We start from the raw sequence: 22,822 nt of genomic DNA, 5'->3' as shown, positions 1-22,822 counted from the left end.
AAGTACATCGCGGGCAAGGCCACCTACAAGCGCCAGATCCTGGAGCTGGGTGGCAATGACCCGATCATCGTGATGGAAGACGCGGACATCGAAGAGGCTGCGACGCTGGCTGCCAACGGGTCTTACAAGAACTCGGGGCAGCGCTGCACGGCCGTGAAGCGCATGCTGGTGCATGAGGCCGTGGCTGATCGTTTCGTCGAACTGCTGGTCGAGAAGACCCGCGCACTGAAGTACGGCGACCCGATGGACCCCGACACCGACATGGGCACCGTGATCGATGAAGCGGCTGCGAAGCAGTTCGAAGCCGTGGTCAACGAAGCCATCGCAGCAGGCGCCAAGCTCCTGTACGGTAACGAGCGCCGCGGCGCACTGTACTCGCCCACCGTGCTTGACCACGTCGACCCCGAGATGACCGTCGCCAAGCACGAGACCTTCGGCCCCGTGTCGCCCGTGATCCGCTTCAGGAACATCGACGAGGCGATCCGCATCTCCAACGGCACGGCCTACGGCCTGTCGTCCTCGATCTGCACCAACCGCCTGGACTACATCACGCGCTTCATCCGCGAGTTGAACGTGGGCAGCGTCAATGTGCGCGAGGTGCCGGGCTACCGCCTGGAGCTCACGCCCTTTGGCGGCATCAAGGACTCGGGCCTGGGCTACAAGGAAGGCGTGCTCGAGGCGATGAAGAGCTTCACCAACACCAAGACCTACTCGCTGCCATGGTGAGCGGCGCGGCGCACGAGGCGCATGGCGCGTCGCGCGCCGTGCGTGAGACCCCACCGCCGATGGCACTGGCCGTGGCGGCCAAATGGCTGTCGCGCTACAGCCGCGCGACCATGCCTTCGGCCAAGGTGACCGACTCGGAAAGCGGGACTGCCGGCGACGGGGACCGCAACGCCGCGCGCTGGATCGCCTGACCCGCCAGCACGCGCGCCTGCGCATCGGCCGCGAGGATGTCGTCCAGGTTCTCGTGCGCGGACGCAGGCGCGTGCTGCAGGCAGTCCTCCACCACGTGCGCGATGTCGGTGTAGCGCAGGTGCCCGTTCAGAAACGCATCGACCGCCGCTTCGTTCGCCGCATTGAGCGTCACGCTGGCCGCGCACCCCTCGCGCAGCACCTCCAGCGCCAGGCGCAGGCAGGGAAAGCGTTTCAGCTCGGGCGCGGCGAAGCTCAGGTGGGCGAGCTGCAGGAAGTCCAGTGGCGCCACGCCGGAGTCGATGCGTTCGGGCCACGCCAGCGCGTGCGCGATCGGCGTGCGCATGTCGGGGCGGCCCAGCTGCGCCAGCACCGACTGGTCGGCATAGGCCACCATCGAATGGATCACGCTCTGCGGATGGATCACCACCTCGATGCGCTCGGGCGGCATCGCGAACAGCCAGCGCGCCTCGATGGTCTCGAGGCCCTTGTTCATCATCGTCGCGGAGTCGACCGAGATCTTGCGGCCCATGCGCCAGGTGGGATGCGCGCAGGCCTCGTCGGGCGTGACGCGGTCCAGCGCCTCCAGCGGGCGGTGCAGGAACGGCCCGCCCGACGCGGTGAGCACCAGCCGCTGCACGCCCGCGCCGCCGGCCGGCGCGCCCGCCAGGCACTGGAAGATCGCGTTGTGCTCGCTGTCCAGCGGCAGCAGCGTGGCGCCGTGCGCGGCCACCGCGCGCATGAACAGCGCGCCGGACATCACGAGCGCCTCCTTGTTCGCCAGCAGGATCTTCTTGCCCGCACGCGCCGCCGCCAGCGACGACAGCAGCCCCGCCGCACCGACGATGGCCGCCACCACCGTGTCGCAGCCCGCCGACTGCGCGACCTCGCACAGCGCCTGCGGGCCATGCATGACCTCGGTGCGCAGGCAAGCCGCGCGCAGCCGCGCCTGCAACTGCATGGCGTCTTTCGCATCACCGACCACCGCGACCTCGGGGCGGAAGGCGACGCAGTGCGTGAAGAGCTTGTCGAGGTTGCGGTGCGCCGTCAGCGCATGCACCGTGAAGCGGTCGGGGTGGCGCGCCACGAGGTCGAGCGTGCTGTCGCCGATCGAGCCGGTGGCACCGAGCAGGGTGAGGCGTTGCGTGGCCATGGCGGTGCCTTCAGACGGCAGCGATCGGCACGACGCGCTCGCGCGAAGACGGCTTCATCCACGCACCCAGCCGCTCGCTCGCCTCGGCATCGGCGCCGTAGCGCGCGGCCACGTAGGTCTCGACCAGCCGCGTGAAGTCGTCGGCGATGTGCTCGCCCTTGAGCGTCAGCGCGCGTTCGCCGTCGATGTACACCGGCGCCACGGGCTGCTCGCCCGATCCCGGCAGCGAGATGCCCAGGTGTGCCAGCCGGCTCTCGCCGGGGCCGTTGACCACGCAGCCCATCACGGCCACGTGCATGTCTTCCACGCCCGGAAAGCGCACGCGCCAGGCCGGCGCCTGCGCGTGCAGCCAGCCTTCGATCTGGCTGGCCAGCGACTGGAAGAAGGTGCTCGTGGTGCGCCCGCAGCCGGGGCAGGCGGTCACGCTGGGCGTGAAGGCGCGCAGGCCCATCGACTGCAGGATCTGCTGCGCCACCAGCACCTCGCGCGTGCGGTCGCCGTTCGGCTCGGGCGTGAGCGACACGCGGATCGTGTCGCCGATGCCCTGCTGCAGCAGCACGCCCATCGCGGTGGCCGAGGCCACGATGCCCTTGGAGCCCATGCCGGCCTCGGTCAGGCCCAGGTGCAGCGGGTAGTCGCAGCGCGCGGCGAGTTCGCGGTACACGGCGATCAGGTCCTGCCCCTGGCTCACCTTGGCCGACAGCACGATGCGATCGGGCGGCAGGCCGACGTCTTCGGCGCGCGCGGCGTTCTCCAGCGCCGAGACGATGAGCGCCTGGCGCATCACCTCGTCGGCGGGCTGGGGCTGCGCCGCCTGCGCGTTCGCGTCCATCAGGCGCGCCAGCAGCGCGGGGTCGAGGCTGCCCCAGTTCACGCCGATGCGCACGGGCTTGCCGTGGCGGCAGGCGATCTCGATGAGCTGGCAGAACTGTTCGTCGCGCTTGCTGCCCCGGCCCACGTTGCCGGGGTTGATGCGGTACTTGGCCAGCGCCTGCGCGCAGTCGGGGTACTGCGCGAGCAGGCGGTGGCCGTTGAAATGGAAGTCGCCCACCAGCGGCACGTGCACCTGCTGGCGCGCCAGCGCGTCGCGGATCGGCGCCACCTGCGCGGCGGCCTCTTCGTTGTTCACGGTGAGGCGCACCAGCTCGGCCCCCGCGCGCGCGAGCGCGGCGACCTGCGCCACGGTGGCGGCCGCGTCGGCGGTGTCGGTGTTGGTCATGGCCTGCACGGCCACGGGCGCGTCGCCGCCGATGCGCACGGTGCCGACGCGCACCTGCCGCGAGAGGCGGCGTGCGACGGGCGGTTTCATGGCGTGGCCTTGCTGACGTGCATTGACGATCCGGGCATGGTCGAGGCTCCTTGGTCCATCGTGGCGGCGCACCCTGGCGCTACGGGCGGTCGAGCACGACGTGGCGCGAGCGCGTCCAGTCCCAGCCGTTGCCGCGGCTGTCCACGTAGCGATCGTTCTCCAGGATCCAGCGCAGGTTGCCGGCGCACATCAGGCCGAAGCTGTCCAGGTACAGGCCGAAGCGATCGGCGTCGGGGCGATGGGCGTAGCGGCGGCGCAGCAGCTCGCACGCTTCGACGCGCGTGCGGTCGGCCTCGCGGATGCGCTGGCAGAGGATGTCCGCGGCCTCCTGCGGGCTGTGGCCGTGCGCCATGCGCAGGCTTTCCATCGCGTTGAGGGTCACGCCCACGGCGTGCTCCTTGTGATGGGAGAGCAGGTCGTTGACCAGCGCGACGTGCTCGTTGGTGGCCAGGATGGCGCGCTGCAGGTCGGCGTCCTGCGCCAGCAGCTCGGTCAGGTCCAGGTCGTAGATGAACTCGGAGACCGGGAAGTAGGGCAGCAGCCCCGTGTTGGGATGGCGCAGCGCAAGAAACTCGTCGTACGGCAGCACCTTGCCTTCGGCCACCAGCCCGGCCTCCACTTCCACGCTGTCGAACCAGGCCTTCCACTCCAGGCAATAGCGGCGGTAGACCTGCGGCGACATGGACTGCCTGAGCCGGCCGAAGATGTCCGCGGCCGCGCGTGCCAGCGGGTGGCCTTCCAGCAGCGCGACGTCCCCGTCGCCGCACACCGCGTGCCGGCCCAGCGGCATGTCGTCGATGGCCAGGATGAGGCCCGTCACGCACGAGGTCAGGAAGATGCGGTCGGCCGAGCCGATCGGAAACAGCAGGCAATCCCACATCGGAAGGTGCAGGCGCAGGAATTTCAGCCGCGTCGCTTCGTCCGGAAACGGCAGGAACTCGCGGCCCCAGGCGGCATTGCGCTCGTCGATCACCGGGTAGTCGGTGTGGATCTTCGGGGGCACGCTGCAGAACATCTCCGGGATATGGAAGCTCACTTCGGGAAAGACGATGCGGTCGGGGTAGTTCATGGTGGGGTTCCGGTGGTCTTGGGGTGGGCCGTGGGTCAGGAAACAGGCGCGAGGGGCTCTGCCGATGCACCGGCGGCGCCCGCACTCGAGGTCGCCGACGAGACCGGCGGCACCGGGCGGATGGGAAAGACGCGCTTGTCGGTGGACGACGGCGGATAGAACCGGGCAGACCAGCGCCGGAACTCCGCAATCCCGCGATCGCCCCGGAGCAACTTGGGACGGCCGAGGAAGGCGCGGGCGTTCCAGATCGGAAAGTCGATCTGGGCAAAGCTGGCCAGCCAGCGCTTGGCCACCGGACCCAGCAGCGCATAGGCGGCCCGTCGCAGCGGCCGGGGCAGGCGTTCGAAGAGCGCGAGCTCAAAGGTGTCGATCCAGCTCATGGTCCATTCCATGGGCGCGGTGGGCGTGGAGTACAGCATCGTGATCACGCGAAAACCGATGCGGGACATCTCGCTTTCCGCCTGCACATGGCCCATGCCGAACTGCCGCATGCGCATGCGCATCGGCTGCCCGTGCCAGCGCGCGGTCAGCAGCGTTTCCATCCAGCAGTCGCCCACCTCGTAGGTCGCGGCGGTGTCCGTCAGTCCGTGGAGCCAGCCGAAATGCACCTGGTCGACGCTGTTCTCGCCAGTGTCCTGGGGATAGCCGCGCATCTCGTGGCTGCTGTGCTGCGGCGGCGATGCGAACGCGCTCAGGTCGCGCTCGGGCACCTCCCAGTTCGGCGGCCGGTTCTCGTGGTCCGCCCACACCATCACCGCGCCGTTGACTTCCTTCGTGTAGCGCAGCGTGAGCGATGCATCGGGAGGCGTGGTGCCCTGCCCGGTGCGCACGCAGCCGCCCTCGGGGCTGAACGCCAGGCCATGGAACGGGCAGACCAGTTCCTCGCCCTGCACCTTGCCTCCCACGCCGAGGTGGGCCCCCAGGTGCGGACAGTAGGGGTCGATGGCGCAGGCGCGCCCCGCGGCCGTCCGGTACAGCACCAGGTCCTGGCCCATGAAGGGCACGGTGCGCACGGTGCCCGGTGGGAGGTCCCGGCTGAAGCAGACCGAGAACCAACCGTCGGGGTAGGGCAGCGGTGCGCGTGTTTCACCCACGGTGCTGCGCCTGTTCGATGGCATGCCGCCGGATGCGGGCGGGGCGACGTCGCTGGCCGTGGCCTGGGAGAGGGCTGCAGTTCTCGTCATCATCTTCTCCGTTGACGGTGGGCGTGCGCGGGCGCGGCGATGCGCGCACCCGGCGTCATGGCGTGGCCACCTCGGCGGCGGCGGCCTCCGCGGCGAGTTCGGCCGGCAGCCGGAACACCACGTGCTCCTCGCGCCCGGGCAGCGTCAGCAGTTCCACCTCGGCCAGCCGGCGCAGCGCGGCGACCACGTCCTGCACCATGGTCTCGGGCGCCGAGGCGCCGGCGGTGACGCCCACCGCGCCGGCGTCGCGCACCCAGTCGGGCTTGAGCTCGCTGCCCTGCGCGATGAGGTAGCTGCGCACGCCGGCCTGCGCCGCGATCTCGCGCAGGCGCTGCGAGTTGGAACTGTTCTGCGCGCCGACCACCAGCACCACGTCGACCTGCTGGCTCAGTTCGCGCACGGCCGTCTGCCGGTTCTGCGTGGCGTAGCAGATGTCGCGCGTGTCGGGGCCGACGATCTGCGGAAAGCGCCGCTGCAGCGCGTCGATGATGCCGCGCGTGTCGTCGACCGACAGCGTGGTCTGCGTGATGTAGGCCAGCGGCGCGTCGGCATCGAGCACCAGCGCGTCCACGTCGGCCTCGGTCTGCACCAGCGTGACCGGCGCCGGAATCTGCCCCAGCGTGCCCGTCACCTCGGGGTGCCCTGCGTGGCCGATGAGGATCAGCGCATAGCCCTTGGCGGCATAGCGGCGCCCCTGCTCGTGCACCTTGGTGACCAGCGGGCAGGTGGCATCGATCGCGCGCAGGCCGCGCGCGCGGGCTTCTGTTTCCACCGCGCGGCTCACGCCGTGCGCGCTGAAGATCGCGACCGCGTCGGTGGGCACCTCGGCGAGTTCTTCGACGAACACCGCGCCCTGCGCCTTCAGGCCGTCGACGACGTGCTTGTTGTGGACGATCTCGTGGCGCACGTACACCGGTGTGCCGTGGCGCCGCAGCGCGTGCTCCACCGTGTCGATGGCCCGCACGACGCCGGCGCAGAAGCCTCGGGGCTGGGCAAGGATGACGCGCATGGTGGGAGCTCCTGGTGGGGGTGGTTCATCGTTCCGCCGACGCTCTCAGGACCGGCTCGGTGTCCGCGTCGCCGGGCGGGGTGGCGGGATAGAACTGCGCGGACCAGCGGCGGAAGGCGGCGATGGAGCGGTCGCCCGCCATGAGGGCGGGGCGCTTGAGGAAGGCGCGGGTGCGCCAGAACGGCATGTCCTCGCTGGAGAACGAGATCAGCCAGCGATGCGCCATGGGGTTGAGCACGCGGTAGGCGAGCTTTCTGGCAGGCGAGGGCCAACCGTCGAACCGCGCGACGCTGGGGATGTCGATCCAGCGGAAGGTCCAGCGCAGCGGTGCGATGGGCGTGGCATAGACCAGCGTCGTGACCCGCAGGCCGAACTCCGGCATCTCGTTTTCCGCCCGGGTGTGCCCGAGGCCGAAGTTGGTCAGGCGCATGTTCAGCCGCTTGCCCTTCCAGCGCGCGCTGATCGAGACGGTGAGCGTGTGCTGCTCCATCTCGTGCGTCATCGCGGCTTCGGTGAGGCCGTGAAGCGATCCGAAATGGATCATGTCCACGCTGTTCTCTCCCACGGCGTCGCCGTAGCCGTCGAGTTCCCGCTGTCCGTACTGCGGGTAGATGCGGTCGTCGAGGTCGAGGCTCGGAAAGTCCCATTCGGGCGGGATGTCCTCGCTGTGGCGCCACACCATGACCACGCCGTTCGCTTCCTTGGCGTAGCGGCTCGTCAGCGCCGTGCGCGGCGGGGTCTGGCCCGGGCAGGCGCGCACGCACGCGCCATCGGGACCGAACACCAGGCCGTGGAACGCGCAGGTCAGGTGCTCGCCGTCGATCGTGCCGCCGTGCCCGAGGTGGGCGCCCAGGTGCGGGCAGTACGGCTCGATGACGCGAAGCAGGCCCGACGCCGTGCGGTAGACGACCAGGTCCTGTCCCATGAACGGGACGGTGATCAATGCGCCCGGCCTGACTTCGTGGCTGAAGCACACGGCGAACCATCCGTTGGTGTAGGGCAGCGGCATGCGCGTGTCGCCCGAGGCGCTGCGCGTGTGCAGCAGCGGCTTGCGGGCACTCACGAGCCGCGGGGTGTGCTCGCCGGCGTGGGGGCCGGTCATGAGGCGGGTCGAGGGTTCAGTCATGGCCGGGGCTCCTTGTTCGAAGGCGGGGGGACGCACCTGTGCGCGGGCGGCTCAGTGCGCGCGCTGGATGACCAGGTCGGCCAGCTGGCCGAGACGCCGGGCCCCGGGCCCGAGCGGTGCAAGCGCGGCGTGGGCGCGTTCGCGCAGTTCGCCGGCCAGCGCGCGCGAGGCCGCCAGGCCGAGCATCGACACGCAGGTCGGCTTGTCGTCGTCGGCGTCCTTGCCGGCGGTCTTGCCCAGCGTGGCCGTGTCGGCGGTCGCGTCGAGGATGTCGTCGACCACCTGAAAGGCCAGGCCGATGGCGTTGCTGTAGTCGTCGAGCGCGCGGTACAGCGCGGCGTTGGCCGGCGTGTCGGCCAGGCCGCACAGCGCGCCCATGCGCACGGCCGCACGGATCAGCGCGCCGGTCTTCATGCGGTGCATCTGTTCGAGCGCCGGCTGGCTCAGCGACCGGCCCGCGCTTTGCAGGTCGATGGCCTGGCCGCCCACGAGGTGGCGAGAGCCGGCGGCCTGCGCCAGCTCGCGCACCAGCGCGATGCGACGCTCGGCCGGCAGCGGCAGTTCGCTCAGCGTGAAGAAGGCCTGCGCCTGCAGCGCGTCGCCCACGAGGATCGCGGTGGCTTCGTCGTAGGCCACATGCACGGTGGGCTTGCCGCGGCGCAGGTCGTCGTCGTCCATCGCGGGCAGGTCGTCGTGCACGAGCGAGTAGACGTGGACCATCTCGATGGCGGCGCCCGTGGCGTCGAGCGCATCGGGCGGCGCTTCGGCGAGGGCGCCCGCCGCCTGGCACAACAAGGGGCGGATGCGCTTGCCGCCGCCGAGCGCGGCATAGCGCAATGCCTCGTGCAGGCGCGTGGGCCGGGTGTCGGGCGGCGGCAGGTGCAGGCCGAGGGCCGTTTCGATGCGGCGGGTGGTGCCCTGCATCCACGCGTCGAAGGCACCGGCGGGTTCGATGCCGGGGCACGGGACCGCGCGTGCCTCGTCCTGCCACGGAGCTTCTTGGTTCACTCAGGTCTTCCCGGGGTGGGGTCGGGTCGGTGCGCGGGACTCAGGTCCGCCGCGCAATGAAGCTGAACGACGAGGCTTTGTCCTTGAGCAGCGCGTCCGAGAAGCTCACGGCGATGTCGCGCAGCTCGGTGAACGTGGCGGTCTTGCTGGTCGGGTGGTGCGCGTCCAGGTTGTCCTTGACCAGCCCGTACCAGCGGATCACCTCCGCGTTCGACGGCAGCACGCGCTGGTCGAGGACCGCGAAGCCGTGGCGCTCGAGCACCTGCTTCACGCCGTCGGGCGTCTTGCGGTAGCCCGACGCGGCGCGGTCGACCTTGTCCGGGATGTGCGACTTGTAGGTCGCCAGGTCCACCTTGTAGAGGCTCTCCGAAATGATGACCGTGCCGCCCGTGCGCATGCGCGCCGACAGCGAGGCCATGGCCTGCTCCAGCACCTCGGGCGTGAAGTGGATGAGGCTGCCGCGCAGGATGGCCAGGTCGTAGGGCACCTGCGCATCGGGCAGCTCGCCGATGTCCTTGGCGTTGCACTGGTACAGCCGCACGCGGTCGGCCAGGCCTTCGTGCGCGATGAGTTCGCGCGCGCATTCCAGCTGCGGGCGGCTCACGTTCACGCCGTCGATGCGCGCGCACTGCGGGTAGCGCTGCGCGATGAACTTCAGCACCGGGCCCCAGCCGCAGCCGATGTCGATCGCGCGGTGCACGGTGGCCGGCGAGTGGTCGGCGCCGGCCTGCTCGGCGAGCTCGAACTGGTGCTCCATGTGGCGCCGCCCGGAGGCGTCGAGCGGGAGGTCGTGCGGGTCCATCTTCTCGTCGAACACGCCGTACTGGTACCAGAGCTCGTTGCCGATCGCCTTGCGCCACTGGTCGGGCGTGTCGGCATAGACCTGCTCGATCTTGTCCTGGTAGTGGTCGAGGCTGCGGCTGTGGATGACGTCGATGCCGACGGCTTGCGCGGATGCTTGCATGGTGTGGGCGCTCCTGGTGGGGGGAATTCAGAGGCGTCGCGCGATGACGCTGTAGGTCGAGAACTTGTCCTTGATCAGCGCGACCGAGAGGCTGACCGCCATCACGCGCAGCTCTTCCAGCGGCGGCGGGATGGTGTCGGGCGTGAAGTTCTTCTCGATGTTTTCCTTCACGTCGGTGAACCAGCGCGCCACGTCGATGTTGCGGGGGAGCACGCGCATGTCTTCGACCACGAAGCCGCTCTCCTCGAGCACGCGGCGGAAGTAGGCCGGTGTCTTGCGGTGCTTGCAGGCGAGGCGGTCGACCTCGTCCTCGATGTCCGAGCGGTAGTTGTCCAGCGGGATGTTGTAGAGGTTGTCGGAGATGACGACCTTGGCCCCCGGGCGCATGCGCGCGGCCACCTGCTTCATCGAGCGTTCGTACAGGTCGTTGGGAAAGTGCGAGATGACGCCGCGGATCGTCACCAGGTCGTAGGGCGTGTCGGGGTTGGGCAGCAGGGCGACGTCCTGTGCGTCGCACAGGTACAGGTTCACGCGGTCGCTCAGGTGCTGCTGAGCGTGGTAGCGGGCGCAGTGCGCGAGCTGCGTCTCGCTGATGTTGATGCCGTCGAGCTGGCGGCACTGCGGAAAGTGCTCCGCGAGGTAGCGCAGGCCGAAGCCCCAGCCGCAGCCCACGTCGAGGATGCGGCGGATGGGGAAGGGCGGCGGCTGGTCCAGGCCCGCGATCTCCATCTGCTGGTCGAAGTAGCGCAGGCCCGATTCGTTGAGCGAGATCGGCGGCACCGAGCGCGGGTCGTCGTAGACGCCGAACTGGAACATCAGGTCCTCGCCGATGGCCTTACGCCAGTCCTCGGGGTCGTCCTGGTAGGTGTACTCGACCTTGGCGTGGTACGGGTTGGCCTCGGCACCCCGGATCACTTGAAGCGAAGGCGGGGCGGGCGCGTCGATGCGGCGTGCGGTGGCTGTGCTCATCGGGTTCTCCTGTGGCTGGCGGTCACGGTGGGTTTCAGGAAACGAGGCTCATGCGAGCCGTGCGGAACGCGGGGGCGTTGGCATCGAAGAACGCCTGGATCGACTGCACCAGCCCGTCGGCATCCAGGCCGTGGGCTGCAAGCAATCGGGCGCAGTCGCCGTGCTCGACGAACTCGTCGGGCAGGCCCAGGTGCAGCGACGGAATCAGCACGCCCTGCGCGGCCAGTGATTCGAGGCAGGCGGCGCCGGCGCCGCCCATCACGCAGCCTTCCTCGACGGTCACGAGCACGTCGTGCGTCTCGGCGAGCGAGAGCACCAGGTCGGCATCGAGCGGCTTCACGAAGCGCATGTTGGCGACCGTGGCGTCGAGCCGTTCGGCGGCGGCCAGGCTGGGCGCGACCATGGTGCCGAAGGCCAGGATGGCGATGCGCGCGCCCATCGGCTGTGTCGACTCGCGCCGCACCTGGCCGCGGCCGATGCGCAGCGGCTGCAGCGCGCGCACGGGCAGCGCGCCGGGCCCGCCGCCGCGCGGGTAGCGCACGGCGGCCGGGCCGTCGTGGCGCAGGGCGGTGTGCAGCATCTGGCGGCACTCGTCCTCGTCGGACGCGGCCATCACGACCATGTTCGGAATGCAGCGCAGGTAGGCGACGTCGAAGGCACCCATGTGCGTCGCGCCGTCGGCGCCGACGATGCCGGCGCGGTCGACCGCGAAAACGACCGGCAGGTTCTGCAAGGCCACGTCGTGGATCAGCTGGTCGTAGGCGCGCTGCAGGAAGGTCGAGTAGATGGCGACCACGGGCCGCATCCCTGCCGCCGCGAGGCCCGCGGCGAAGGTCACGGCGTGCTGCTCGGCGATGCCGACGTCGAAGTAGCGCTCGGGAAAGCGCCGCTCGAAGTCCATCAGCGCCGAGCCCTCGCGCATGGCCGGCGTGATGGCGACCACGCGCACATCGGCCTCGGCCTCGTCGCAGAGCCAGTCGCTGAAGACCTGGGCGTAGGTCGGCCTGGCGGGGGCGGCTGCCGGGGCGGTCTTGATGCCTGCGGCGGGGTCGAACTTGCCGGGGCCGTGGTACAGGACCGGGTCCTGCTCGGCCGGGCGGTAGCCGTGGCCCTTCTGCGTGACGATGTGCAGCAGCTGCGGCCCCGGCTGTGCCTGCAACTTCTGCAGGGCCGGGATCAGCGCGCCCAGGTCGTGGCCGTCGATCGGGCCGGTGTAGTGGAGGCCGAACTGCTCGAACAGGGTGGCGGGCGACAGCCCGAGCTCCGAGGGCTCGCAGGGGGCCAGCGCCGGGCGCATGGCGCGCAACCTTTGCCGGCTGGCTTCATTGGCGCTGGCATAGGCGCGTTCTGAAATCAATCCGCCCAGATAAAGGCGCAGCATCCCGACGGGGGGCGAAATCGACATGTCGTTGTCGTTCAATATCACCAATAGGCGGCCGCAGGCCTGCGTATTGTTCATGGCCTCGAAGGCCATGCCGGCGCTCAAGGCACCGTCGCCGATCACCGCAATGGCGTGGTCGGTTGAATTGGAAATGCGGGCGGCCTGTGCAAATCCCAGGGCGGCGGAAATGGAGGTGCTGGAATGCGCGGTGCCGAAATGATCGTGCTCGGATTCGGCGCGCCGGGGAAATCCGGAAATACCGCCGAATTGGCGCAAGGTGGGCATGGCCTGGCGCCGGCCGGTCAGGATCTTGTGGGCGTAGCTCTGGTGGCCGACGTCCCAGACGATGCGGTCGCGCGGGGTGTCGAACACGTAGTGCAGGGCGACCGTCAGCTCGACCGTGCCCAGGTTGGAGGCGAAGTGGCCGCCCGTGCGGGACACGCTGTCGACGATGAAGGATCGCAATTCATCCGCAAGGCCCGGCAATTGCGCAATGCCGAGCTGGCGCAGCGAATGGGGCGAATCGATGGCTTCGAGCAGGGCATGCATTCCGATTTCTCCGTGAGATGGAAACGCGCGGGCCGTGGCGACTGAATTCTTTATGCGATGCGGTACTGGCTAATTTCGGACAAAACAATGCCTTGGAAATTGATGGTTCAATTTCCTTGTCAAAGCCTCCGAGGGAACCTGAAAGCGCGTCGGCTCCGGGTTTTTAGTTCCGGTTCGGGCGAAATCAGGAGGTCAGCGTAGGGGATGGATTTGACGCACGCAAGCGAATGCGGCGGCAAATTTTTTGATACCCCGAGTTATTTACCCCCGAGGTTTTAATCAGTTTTTTGGATGGCGCGGCGCGCGCGCACGACCGCCGCGGCCGTTCGAAAACGGCCGTGGTGCGAGGTCAGGGGGAGAAGGGGGAGAGGAGGGGGTGCGCCGACGCCCGCGCATGGCGGGCGGCCGGGCGGTGCCGTCAGACGCCGGCGGCGTGCGCCTGCTGGTCGGCGTGGTAGCTGGAGCGCACCATCGCGCCCACGGCGGCGTGGCTGAAGCCCATCTTGTAGGCCTCTTCCTCGAACATCTTGAAGGTGTCGGGGTGCACGTAGCGGCGCACCGGCAGGTGCGAGCCCGACGGCGACAGGTACTGGCCGATGGTCAGCATGTCGATGTCGTGGGCGCGCATGTCGCGCATCACCTGCAGGATCTCTTCGTCGGTTTCGCCCAGGCCCACCATGATGCCGCTCTTGGTCGGCACGTTCGGGTGCAGTGCCTTGAACTTCTTCAGCAGGTTCAGGCTGAACTGGTAGTCGCTGCCGGGGCGCGCTTCCTTGTACAGGCGCGGCGCGGTTTCCAGGTTGTGGTTCATCACGTCCGGCGGCGCGGCCTTGAGGATCTCCAGGGCGCGGTCGTCGCGGCCGCGGAAGTCGGGCACCAGGATCTCGATCTGCGTCATCGGCGAGAGCTCGCGGATGTTGCTGATGCAGTCGACGAAGTGCTGGCTGCCGCCGTCGCGCAGGTCGTCGCGGTCGACGCTGGTGATCACCACGTACTTCAGGCGCAGCTTGGCGATGGTCTTGGCCAGGTTGAGCGGCTCGTCCTTGTCCAGCGGGTCGGGGCGGCCGTGGCCCACGTCGCAGAACGGGCAGCGGCGCGTGCACTTGTCGCCCATGATCATGAAGGTGGCCGTGCCGTTGCCGAAGCATTCGCCGATGTTCGGGCACGAGGCTTCTTCGCAGACCGTGTGCAGGTTGCTCTCGCGCAGGATCTGCTTGATCTCGTAGAAGCGCGTGGTCGGGCTGCCGGCCTTGACGCGGATCCATTCCGGCTTCTTGAGCACTTCGCCGGTCTGCACCACCTTGACGGGGATGCGCGAGAGCTTGGCCGCGGCCTTCTGCTTGGCCAGCGGGTTGTAGGTTTCGGCGCTCTGGGCGTCGCGGACGACTTCGGTGGTGCTCATTGGTGTGTCAAGGAGCCAGGAAAGCCCCGAGCTTTTGGCTCAGCACTTTGGCGGCTTCTTCCCATGTGGTTTGGACGCCGATTGTAGAAAGGTCGACCGTTTGCAGCCCCGCGTAGCCGCAAGGGTTGATGCGCGAGAAGGGTTCGAGGTCCATCGCGACATTGAGCGACACACCGTGGTAAGTGGCGTGGCGACTCACCTTGATGCCCAGCGCGGCGATCTTGCCCAGGCCCCGGAACGGGTCGGCGCCGGGCATCGGGCCGGTGAGGGCGGCGTGCGAGAACGGGTCGTCCAGGCGCACGTAGATGCCGGGCGCGCCCGCCACGCGGTGGCCCGTCACGCCGAAGTGGGCGAGCGTGCGCAGCACCGATTCCTCGATGCGGTAGACGTATTCCTTGACGTAGTAGCCCGCGCGCCGCAGGTCGATGAGCGGGTAGGCCACCACTTGGCCGGGGCCGTGGAAGGTGACCTGCCCGCCTCGGTCGGTCTGCACGACCGGGATCGGGCCGGGGGCCAGGATGTGGTCGGTCTTGCCCGCCAGCCCCTGCGTGAACACGGGGTCGTGCTCGCAGATCCATAGCGCGTCGGGTGTCTCGGGCGTGCGCTCCTGCGTGAAGCGCTGCATCGCCGCGTAGGTGGCGAGGTAGTCGGCCCGGCCGAGCCACTGCGCTTCGAGGGGCGTCAAAGAACGACTTTCACCATCGGGTGCGCGGACAGCGCGCGGTAGAGGTCGTCGAGCTGCTCACGGCTGGTGGCGGTGACGGTGATGGTCACGCCCAGGTAGTTGCCGGCCTTGCTGTCGCGCAGCTCGACCGTGGTGGCGTCGAAGGCCGGGTCGAAGCGCTCGGCGATCTGCGTGATGGCGTGCACGAAGCCGTCGACCTTCGCGCCCATCACCTTGATGGGGAACTGCGAGGGGTACTCGATCAGCGATTCCTTGCGCGGATCGGGGATCGATGCGGTGTCGGTAGGGGTCGGGGTGTCGGTCATGCGGTGGCTCCTGGCGCGTCGGCGTTGCGTTGCTTGGCCTGTTGGTAGGCGGCATACAAGCTCTGGTAGATGGGGCCGGGATGGCCATTGCCAATGGCCTGGCCATCGAGTGTGACAACGGGCAACACTTCCTTGGTGGCCGAGGACAGCAGCAGTTCGTCGGCGCCGAACACCTCGTCGCGCGACACGCGCCGCAGCGCGAAGGGAATGCCGCTGTCCTGGCACAGGCGTTCGAGCAGGCCGTAGCGGATGCCGGTCAGCACGAGGTTGTCCTTGGGCGGGCCGATGAGCGTGCCGTCCTTCACGATCCACACGTTGCTCGACGAGGCCTCGCTGAGCCACTCGCCGCGGAACATCACGGTCTCGGTCGCGCCGGCCTCGACGCTGATCTGCCGCGCGAGCACCGCGCCCAGCAGGCTGGTGCTCTTGATGTGGGCCTTCTGCCAGCGGAAGTCGTCGGCCGTGACGCAGGTCACGCCCTTGGCGCGCACCGCATCGGCCACGGGCGGCAGGGGGTTCACCATCGCGAACACGGTGGGGCGCAGGCCGCGCACCATCACGTGGTCGCGCGGCGCCACGCCGCGCGAGACCTGGAAGTAGATCGCCTGCGGTGCCTTGCCCTGCGGCGCGGCGAGCTGCATTGCAATGGCGCGCCATTCGTCGCGGGTGTGGGGGTTGTCGATCTGCAGCTCGGCCAGCGAACGCTCGAGGCGCGCGATGTGTTCATCGAAGCAGAAGGGCACGCCGAAGTAGACGGGGATCACTTCGTAGATGCCGTCGCCGAAGATGAAGCCGCGGTCGAGGACGCTGATCTTCGCGTCGCGCAGCGGGGTGAATTCGCCGTTGAGAAAGCACGGCGTGTCGGGCAGTGCCGAGGTGATGTCTTGCATCCGCAAATTATGGGCGGACGCCACACTCGGTGCAGAACTGTCGACGAAGTGTCACGTTATGGCGGGACCCCGCTAGGTTTTACTTATAATCAATGGCTTTGTAAAATTCTCCGGGGACAAACACGGGGTGCATTCGAATGACAACCAACGCCCCTGTCCCTGAGGTTGACGCCGAAGAATCCGATTTCAAGCCACTCACGGCCGAAGAGGCCCAGAAGTTGCGCGAGCAAAACCCCGAGCTGTCACCCTGGTGGGTGATCGCAGCCCAAGTGGCTGCAGGCGTGGTGGTAGCTTGCCTGGCGTGGATCTGGACGGCGCGATCCGAGGCGGCAATCTCGGCGTTTTACGGAGCCATGACAGTAGCGATCCCCGCGGCCTTGTTTGTCCGCGGTGTCCGGCGCAAACCGGGCATGCCGTCGCAAGCTGTCATGTTGAGGTTTTTTGTGTGGGAGATGATCAAGATCGCGCTGACCGTTGCCTTGCTGGCCGCGGCGCCGTGGCTGATCGGGGGGCTCGTCTGGCTGGCCATGGTGGCTGGCGTGGTGGTCGCCATGAAGATGTACTGGGTGGCACTGTTGGTGCGGCCCAAATTTTTGAACCGGATTTGACTGTTTTGGAAGAGAGACGCTGAAAGATGGCCGCCGAAGGACACGCCCCGACCGCGAGTGAATACATCGTTCACCACCTCCAGCACTGGCAAGTCGACTGGAGCCTCAAGCCCGTCGTTCAATCCGCCATTGTTGACTTCAACGTCATCAACCTCGACTCGGTGCTCTACGCGCTGATCATCGGCGCATTGGGCTGCTTCGTGCTGTGGCTGGCTGCCCGCAAGGCAACGCCCGGCGTGCCCGGCCGTTTCCAGGCGGCGGTCGAGATCCTGGTCGAGATGGTCGACAACCAGGCCAAGGCCAACGTGCACAACGCCGCCAGCCGCAAGTTCATCGCTCCGCTGGCGCTCACCGTGTTCGTCTGGATCTTCCTGCTGAACGCGATGGACATGCTGCCGGTCGACCTGCTGCCGGCCATCTGGACCCAGGTCTACTCGGCACTGGGCCACGATCCGCACCACGCCTACATGCGTGCCGTGCCGACCGCCGACCTCTCGACCACGCTCGGTCTTTCCACTTCCGTGCTGCTCCTGTGCCTCTTCTACAGCGTCAAGGTCAAGGGCCTGGGCGGCTGGGGCCACGAGCTGATCACCGCGCCCTTCGGTGCCCACCCTCTGCTGTGGCCCGTCAACCTGCTGATGCAGGTCATCGAGTACCTGGCCAAGACGGTCTCGCACGGCATGCGGTTGTTCGGCAACATGTATGCGGGCGAGCTCGTCTTCATGCTCATCGCCCTCATGGGCGGTGCCATGGCGGCCTCGTTCTCCGGTGTGTTGCTGCCCATCGGGCACATCATTGCCGGCACTGTCTGGGCGATCTTCCACATCCTGGTGATCACGCTGCAGGCTTTCATCTTCATGATGCTGACCCTGATCTATCTGGGCCAGGCGCATGAGGCGCATTGAGTTTCCCTTTTTCTTTTCGTTTGCTTTAAATCTGTTCTAAGGAGTCATCATGGAAAACATTCTCGGTCTCGTCGCTCTCGCTTGTGGTCTGATCGTCGGTCTCGGCGCCATCGGTGCTTCCATCGGCATCGCGCTGATGGGTGGCAAGTTCCTGGAATCGTCGGCCCGTCAACCTGAGCTCATGAACGACCTGCAGACCAAGATGTTCATCTTGGCTGGTCTGATCGACGCGGCCTTCCTGATCGGCGTGGCCATCGCCCTGCTGTTCGCCTTCGCCAACCCGTTCGCCGCGACCCTGCTGGCCAACCTGCCCAAGTAAGCCGGTTCAACGCCACTCCAGAAAGGTGTTGCCGTGAGTATCAACGCGACCCTGTTCGTTCAGGCCATCGTCTTCTTGCTGCTGGTGCTGTTCACGATGAAATTCGTGTGGCCGCCCATCGCGAAGGCTTTGGATGAACGCGCACAAAAGATCGCTGCGGGCCTGGCGGCCGCCGAGAAGGCCAAGGCTGAACTCGCTTCCGCCAACCAGCGCGTCGAGCAGGAACTGGTCCAGTCTCGCAACGAGACCACCAGCCGCCTGGCCGATGCCGAGCGCCGCGCCCAGCAGATCATCGAAGAGGCCAAGGGCCGTGCAATGGTGGAGGCCAACAAGATCGTGGCCGACGCGCACGCCGAAGCCGAACAGCAGTCCGTGCGTGCCCGTGAAGCCCTGCGTGAGCAGGTTGCTGCGCTGGCCGTCAAGGGTGCCGAGCAGATTCTCCGCAAGGAAGTCAACGCCGGTGTCCACGCCGACCTGCTCCAGCGCCTGAAGACCGAGCTCTGAGGACGATATGGCCGAACTTGCGACCATTGCCCGCCCCTACGCGGACGCGCTCTTCGGGGCTACTTCGAGCGACCTCGAAGGCACGGCCGGATGGATCGGCCAGCTGGCCGCCATCACTGCCGATCCGCAGCTCCTGCAGTTCGCTGCCGACCCGAAGGTGTCGCCGGAACAGATCTTCGATCTGATCTCCGGTCTGCTGCCGCAAGCCTTGCCGGACACCGGCAAGAACTTCCTGCGCACGGTGATCGACAACGGCCGGCTTGCTGCATTGCCTGAAGTCGCGGCCCAGTACCGCGAGCTCAAGAACGCCAAGGGCGGCACGGCCGACGCGGTGATCTACAGCGCCTTCCCGATCGACGCGGCGAGTCTCGCCGAGGTCGCCGTGGCACTGCAGCGCCGTTTCGGTCGCCCGCTGAACACGCGTGTGGAATCCGATCCTTCGCTGATCGGCGGCATCCGTGTGGTGGTGGGGGACGAAGTCCTCGACACCTCCGTCAAGGCGCGTCTCGAACAAATGAAAGCAGCGCTCACCGCCTGAGGCGGCGAGCCGCGGTTGGCCCTATTTATTGAAAGAAGGAAAGAGTCATGCAACTCAATCCCGCAGAAATTTCCGAACTGATCAAGAGCCGCATCGAAGGCCTTGGCGTCAGCGCCGACATCCGCAACCAGGGCACCGTGGTCTCGGTGACCGACGGCATCGTGCGCGTGCACGGCCTGTCGGACGCGATGCAAGGCGAAATGCTGGAATTCCCGCCCACGGCTGACGGCACGCCGTCGTTCGGCCTGGCGCTGAACCTCGAGCGCGACTCGGTCGGCGCCGTGATTCTGGGCGAGTACGAGCACATCTCCGAAGGCGACACCGTGAAGTGCACGGGCCGCATCCTGGAAGTGCCGGTCGGCCCCGAGCTCATCGGCCGCGTGGTGAATGCCCTGGGCCAGCCGATCGACGGCAAGGGTCCGATCAACGCCAAGATGACCGACGTGATCGAAAAGGTTGCACCTGGCGTGATCGCACGCAAGTCCGTCGACCAGCCGATGCAGACCGGCCTGAAGTCGATCGACTCGATGGTGCCCGTCGGCCGTGGCCAGCGCGAGCTGATCATCGGCGACCGCCAGACCGGCAAGACCGCAGTGGCGATCGACGCGATCATCAACCAGAAGGGTCAGAACATGACCTGCGTCTACGTTGCGATCGGCCAGAAGGCTTCGTCGATCAAGAACGTGGTGCGCTCGCTGGAACAAGCCGGCGCGATGGACTACACCATCGTCGTGGCTGCTTCGGCCTCCGAATCGGCTGCCATGCAGTACGTGTCGGCCTACTCGGGCTGCACGATGGGCGAGTACTTCCGCGACCGCGGCCAGGACGCCCTGATCGTCTATGACGACCTGTCCAAGCAAGCCGTGGCCTACCGTCAGGTGTCGCTGCTGCTGCGCCGCCCGCCAGGCCGCGAAGCCTACCCCGGCGACGTGTTCTATCTCCACAGCCGTCTGCTCGAGCGCGCAGCCCGCGTGAACGCCGACTACGTCGAGGCCTTCACCAAGGGTGAAGTCAAGGGCAAGACCGGTTCGCTGACCGCGCTGCCGATCATCGAAACGCAAGCTGGCGACGTGTCCGCCTTCGTTCCGACCAACGTGATCTCGATCACCGACGGCCAGATCTTCCTGGAAACCAGCCTGTTCAACGCCGGCATCCGTCCCGCCATCAACGCCGGTATCTCGGTGTCGCGCGTGGGTTCGTCGGCGCAGACCAACCTGATCAAGAACCAGTCGGGCGGTATCCGTACCGACCTGGCCCAGTACCGTGAACTGGCCGCGTTCGCGCAGTTCGCTTCCGACCTGGACGAAGCGACCCGCAAGCAACTCGACCGCGGTGCGCGCGTGACGGAACTGCTCAAGCAGACCCAGTACAGCCCGCTGCCGATCTCGCTGATGAATGCCACGCTGTTCGCAGTGAACAAGGGCTTCATGGACGACATCGACGTCAAGAAGGTGCTCCCGTTCGAACACGGCTTCCACCAGCTGCTGAAGACGAGCCACGCCGCCCTGCTCGAAACCATGGAAAAGCATGGTGCCAAGTGGGACGTCAAGCCGGCCAAGCCGGACGACAGCGCGGAAAAGCAGGCCTTCAAGAAGGTGTGCCAGGACGCCGAAGCCGAACTGCTGGCAGCAGCCACCTCGTTCAAGAAGTCGTTCGCCTGAGCGACCTTTTGACCGACGCAAGAAGGAGCTCATATGGCAGCTGGTAAGGAAATCCGCGGCAAGATCAAATCGGTGGAGAACACCAAGAAGATCACCAAGGCCATGGAAATGGTCTCGGTTTCCAAGATGCGCAAGGCGCAAGAGCGCATGCGTGCCGCACGCCCCTACAGCGAGAAGATCCGCAACATCGCGGCGAACCTTGGCAAGGCGAATCCCGAGTACACGCACGCCTTCATGAAGAAGAACGACGCCAAGGCGATCGGCTTCATCATCGTGACGAGCGACAAGGGCCTGTGCGGTGGCTTGAACACCAACCTGCTGCGCGCCGTGACGGCCAAGCTGCGCGAAGCGCAGTCGGCCGGCGTGGCGATCGAGTCGGTCGCCATCGGCAGCAAGGGCCTGGGCTTCCTGAACCGCATCGGTGCCCGCGTGGTGGCGCACGTCACCCACCTGGGTGACACGCCGCATCTGGACAAGCTCATCGGCCCGGTCAAGACCCTGCTGGACGCTTACGCGGAAGGCAAGCTCTCGGCCGTGTACCTGTGCTACACGAAGTTCATCAACACGATCAAGCAGGAGCCGCTCGTCGAGCAGCTGCTGCCGCTGGCCGCAGACTCGCTGCAAGTCGAGGAAGGCCAGCACTCGTGGGACTACATCTACGAGCCCGATGCGCAAAGCGTGATCGACGAGCTGCTGGTCCGCTATGTCGAGTCGCTGGTCTACCAGGGCGTGGCAGAAAACATGGCGTCCGAGCATTCGGCGCGGATGGTGGCCATGAAGGCCGCCACCGACAACGCAGGCAATGTGATCAGCGAGCTGAAGCTGGTCTACAACAAGACCCGCCAGGCTGGCATCACCAAGGAGCTCTCGGAAATCGTTTCGGGCGCTGCGGCGGCCGCCGGTGTCTGAGCCCTTCGGACCTCAACAGATTTAAATTTTTATCGGAGCAGACATGGCTCAAGCAGAAGCAGTTCAAGGCAAGATCGTTCAGTGTATTGGCGCTGTGGTCGACGTGGAATTCCCGCGCGACAAGATGCCCAAGATCTACGACGCCCTCAAGTTCGAAGGCAGCGCACTGACGCTCGAAGTCCAGCAGCAGCTCGGCGACGGCGTGGTCCGCACGATTGCGCTGGGTTCTTCCGACGGCCTGCGCCGCGGCCTGATCGTGACCAACACGCAAGCCCCCATCACCGTGCCCGTGGGCAAGGCGACGCTGGGCCGCATCATGGACGTGCTGGGCGCGCCCATCGACGAGCGTGGTCCGGTCGACCAGACGCTGACCGCCTCCATCCACCGCAAGGCTCCCGCGTACGACGAACTGTCGCCGTCGCAAGACCTGCTGGAAACCGGCATCAAGGTGATCGACCTGGTGTGCCCGTTCGCCAAGGGCGGCAAGGTGGGCCTGTTCGGTGGTGCCGGCGTGGGCAAGACCGTGAACATGATGGAACTCATCAACAACATCGCCAAGGCCCACTCGGGTCTGTCGGTGTTCGCCGGTGTGGGTGAACGTACCCGTGAAGGCAACGACTTCTATCACGAGATGGCCGACTCCGGCGTCGTGAACCTCGAGAAGCTCGAAGACTCCAAGGTCGCCATGGTCTACGGTCAGATGAACGAGCCCCCGGGCAACCGTCTGCGCGTGGCCCTGACCGGCCTGACCATCGCCGAGTCGTTCCGCGACGAAGGCCGCGACGTGCTGTTCTTCGTGGACAACATCTACCGCTACACGCTGGCCGGTACCGAAGTGTCGGCACTGCTGGGCCGTATGCCTTCCGCCGTGGGCTACCAGCCGACGCTGGCCGAGGAAATGGGCCGCCTGCAAGAGCGCATCACGTCGACCAAGGTCGGCTCGATCACCTCGATCCAGGCCGTGTACGTCCCTGCCGACGACTTGACCGACCCGTCGCCCGCCACGACCTTCGCCCACTTGGACTCGACCGTGGTGCTGTCGCGTGACATCGCTTCGCTGGGTATCTACCCCGCCGTGGACCCGCTGGACTCGACCTCGCGTCAGCTCGACCCGAACGTGGTCGGCGAAGAGCACTACAACGTGGCCCGCGCCGTGCAAGGCACGCTGCAGCGCTACAAGGAACTGCGCGACATCATCGCGATTCTGGGCATGGACGAACTGGCTCCCGACGACAAGCTCGCCGTGGCCCGCGCTCGCAAGATCCAGCGTTTCCTGTCGCAGCCGTTCCACGTGGCCGAAGTGTTCACGGGTTCGCCGGGCAAGTACGTGCCGCTGTCGGAAACCATCCGCGGCTTCAAGATGATCGTGAACGGCGAAGCCGACCACCTGCCGGAACAAGCGTTCTACATGGTCGGCACCATCGACGAAGCGTTCGAAAAAGCCAAGAAGGTCGCCTAAG

23 protein-coding genes are annotated in these 22,822 nt (G+C 67.2%); 9 read left to right on the top strand and 14 right to left on the bottom strand.

Features of this window, described 5'->3' with window-relative positions; all coding sequences use genetic code 11:
* Positions 1-726: aldehyde dehydrogenase family protein (locus AC1RL8_RS29530; protein ID WP_492687287.1), on the top strand; the 726-nt coding region annotated here is incomplete at its 5' end.
* A gap of 94 nt (positions 727-820) precedes the next feature.
* On the opposite strand, the gene ispC is transcribed toward AC1RL8_RS29530, so the two are convergent.
* The 14 genes from ispC to AC1RL8_RS29460 all read right to left on the bottom strand — a co-directional run bounded on the left by ispC (position 821) and on the right by AC1RL8_RS29460 (position 15,918).
* Positions 821-2,068: a 1-deoxy-D-xylulose-5-phosphate reductoisomerase gene (gene ispC / locus AC1RL8_RS29525; RefSeq protein ID WP_492687286.1), complete on the bottom strand. Its 1,248-nt coding sequence runs from the start codon at positions 2,066-2,068 to the stop codon at positions 821-823.
* 10 nt (positions 2,069-2,078) lie between these two features.
* A complete protein-coding gene (gene ispG, locus AC1RL8_RS29520) occupies positions 2,079-3,377 on the bottom strand; it encodes a flavodoxin-dependent (E)-4-hydroxy-3-methylbut-2-enyl-diphosphate synthase (RefSeq protein ID WP_492687285.1) in 1,299 nt (432 codons plus the stop codon).
* Positions 3,378-3,456: 79 nt separating this feature from the next.
* Positions 3,457-4,446 carry a terpene synthase family protein gene (locus AC1RL8_RS29515; RefSeq protein WP_492687284.1) on the bottom strand — a complete coding sequence of 330 codons (990 nt, stop codon included), beginning with the start codon at positions 4,444-4,446 and terminating at the stop codon, positions 3,457-3,459.
* Between the two features lie 35 nt (positions 4,447-4,481).
* On the bottom strand, positions 4,482-5,630 hold the full coding sequence (locus AC1RL8_RS29510) for a Rieske 2Fe-2S domain-containing protein (RefSeq protein WP_492687283.1): 1,149 nt from the start codon (positions 5,628-5,630) through the stop codon (positions 4,482-4,484).
* Between the two features lie 55 nt (positions 5,631-5,685).
* A complete protein-coding gene (gene ispH / locus AC1RL8_RS29505) occupies positions 5,686-6,639 on the bottom strand; it encodes a 4-hydroxy-3-methylbut-2-enyl diphosphate reductase (RefSeq protein ID WP_487847397.1) in 954 nt (317 codons plus the stop codon).
* Positions 6,640-6,664: 25 nt separating this feature from the next.
* Positions 6,665-7,765 (bottom strand): Rieske 2Fe-2S domain-containing protein, encoded by a 1,101-nt coding sequence (locus AC1RL8_RS29500; RefSeq protein ID WP_492687282.1) that lies wholly within the window; start codon positions 7,763-7,765, stop codon positions 6,665-6,667.
* Positions 7,766-7,816: 51 nt separating this feature from the next.
* On the bottom strand, positions 7,817-8,689 hold the full coding sequence (locus AC1RL8_RS29495) for a polyprenyl synthetase family protein (RefSeq protein ID WP_070063858.1): 873 nt from the start codon (positions 8,687-8,689) through the stop codon (positions 7,817-7,819).
* Positions 8,690-8,813: 124 nt separating this feature from the next.
* Complete coding sequence (locus AC1RL8_RS29490) at positions 8,814-9,737, bottom strand: SAM-dependent methyltransferase (RefSeq protein WP_492687281.1); 924 nt, start codon at positions 9,735-9,737, stop codon at positions 8,814-8,816.
* Between the two features lie 27 nt (positions 9,738-9,764).
* Positions 9,765-10,706: an SAM-dependent methyltransferase gene (locus tag AC1RL8_RS29485; protein ID WP_062480112.1), complete on the bottom strand. Its 942-nt coding sequence runs from the start codon at positions 10,704-10,706 to the stop codon at positions 9,765-9,767.
* Positions 10,707-10,740: 34 nt separating this feature from the next.
* A complete protein-coding gene (gene dxs, locus AC1RL8_RS29480; RefSeq protein ID WP_492687280.1) occupies positions 10,741-12,636 on the bottom strand; it encodes a 1-deoxy-D-xylulose-5-phosphate synthase in 1,896 nt (631 codons plus the stop codon).
* Between the two features lie 418 nt (positions 12,637-13,054).
* Entirely contained in the window at positions 13,055-14,038 is a 984-nt protein-coding gene (gene lipA, locus AC1RL8_RS29475; protein WP_062480166.1) for a lipoyl synthase, read from the bottom strand.
* Positions 14,039-14,045: 7 nt separating this feature from the next.
* The gene (gene lipB, locus AC1RL8_RS29470) at positions 14,046-14,723 is read right to left on the bottom strand and encodes a lipoyl(octanoyl) transferase LipB (RefSeq protein ID WP_062480168.1); all 678 of its coding nucleotides are present in this window, start codon (positions 14,721-14,723) and stop codon (positions 14,046-14,048) included.
* On the bottom strand, positions 14,720-15,028 hold the full coding sequence (locus tag AC1RL8_RS29465; protein WP_159279646.1) for a YbeD family protein: 309 nt from the start codon (positions 15,026-15,028) through the stop codon (positions 14,720-14,722). The genes lipB and AC1RL8_RS29465 overlap by 4 nt, the downstream gene beginning before the upstream one ends.
* Positions 15,025-15,918 (bottom strand): D-amino acid aminotransferase, encoded by an 894-nt coding sequence (locus AC1RL8_RS29460; RefSeq protein WP_492687279.1) that lies wholly within the window; start codon positions 15,916-15,918, stop codon positions 15,025-15,027. Before AC1RL8_RS29460 ends, AC1RL8_RS29465 begins: the two co-directional genes overlap by 4 nt.
* A gap of 137 nt (positions 15,919-16,055) precedes the next feature.
* On the opposite strand from AC1RL8_RS29460, the gene AC1RL8_RS29455 reads away from it, so the two are divergent.
* From AC1RL8_RS29455 to atpD, 8 genes are read left to right on the top strand one after another with little or no spacing between them, the layout of a single operon-like run.
* On the top strand, positions 16,056-16,526 hold the full coding sequence (locus AC1RL8_RS29455; RefSeq protein ID WP_056576477.1) for an ATP synthase subunit I: 471 nt from the start codon (positions 16,056-16,058) through the stop codon (positions 16,524-16,526).
* A 26-nt stretch (positions 16,527-16,552) separates the two neighbouring features.
* Positions 16,553-17,431, top strand: a complete 879-nt coding sequence (gene atpB / locus AC1RL8_RS29450; protein WP_095747009.1) for a F0F1 ATP synthase subunit A — start codon at positions 16,553-16,555, stop codon at positions 17,429-17,431.
* Positions 17,432-17,480: 49 nt separating this feature from the next.
* Complete coding sequence (gene atpE / locus AC1RL8_RS29445; protein ID WP_056576471.1) at positions 17,481-17,750, top strand: F0F1 ATP synthase subunit C; 270 nt, start codon at positions 17,481-17,483, stop codon at positions 17,748-17,750.
* A gap of 33 nt (positions 17,751-17,783) precedes the next feature.
* Complete coding sequence (locus tag AC1RL8_RS29440; RefSeq protein ID WP_492687278.1) at positions 17,784-18,254, top strand: F0F1 ATP synthase subunit B; 471 nt, start codon at positions 17,784-17,786, stop codon at positions 18,252-18,254.
* A 7-nt stretch (positions 18,255-18,261) separates the two neighbouring features.
* Complete coding sequence (locus AC1RL8_RS29435) at positions 18,262-18,792, top strand: F0F1 ATP synthase subunit delta (RefSeq protein ID WP_062480178.1); 531 nt, start codon at positions 18,262-18,264, stop codon at positions 18,790-18,792.
* A gap of 47 nt (positions 18,793-18,839) precedes the next feature.
* Entirely contained in the window at positions 18,840-20,453 is a 1,614-nt protein-coding gene (gene atpA / locus AC1RL8_RS29430; RefSeq protein WP_062480180.1) for a F0F1 ATP synthase subunit alpha, read from the top strand.
* A gap of 33 nt (positions 20,454-20,486) precedes the next feature.
* Positions 20,487-21,362 (top strand): F0F1 ATP synthase subunit gamma, encoded by an 876-nt coding sequence (gene atpG, locus AC1RL8_RS29425; protein ID WP_062480182.1) that lies wholly within the window; start codon positions 20,487-20,489, stop codon positions 21,360-21,362.
* Between the two features lie 43 nt (positions 21,363-21,405).
* Positions 21,406-22,821, top strand: a complete 1,416-nt coding sequence (gene atpD / locus AC1RL8_RS29420) for a F0F1 ATP synthase subunit beta (protein ID WP_062480184.1) — start codon at positions 21,406-21,408, stop codon at positions 22,819-22,821.
* The last annotated feature ends 1 nt before the right edge of the window (position 22,822 follow it).

Source organism: Variovorax sp. GW822-FHT04E09 (assembly GCF_058800845.1).
This window is presented reverse-complemented; position numbering and strand designations above follow the sequence as displayed.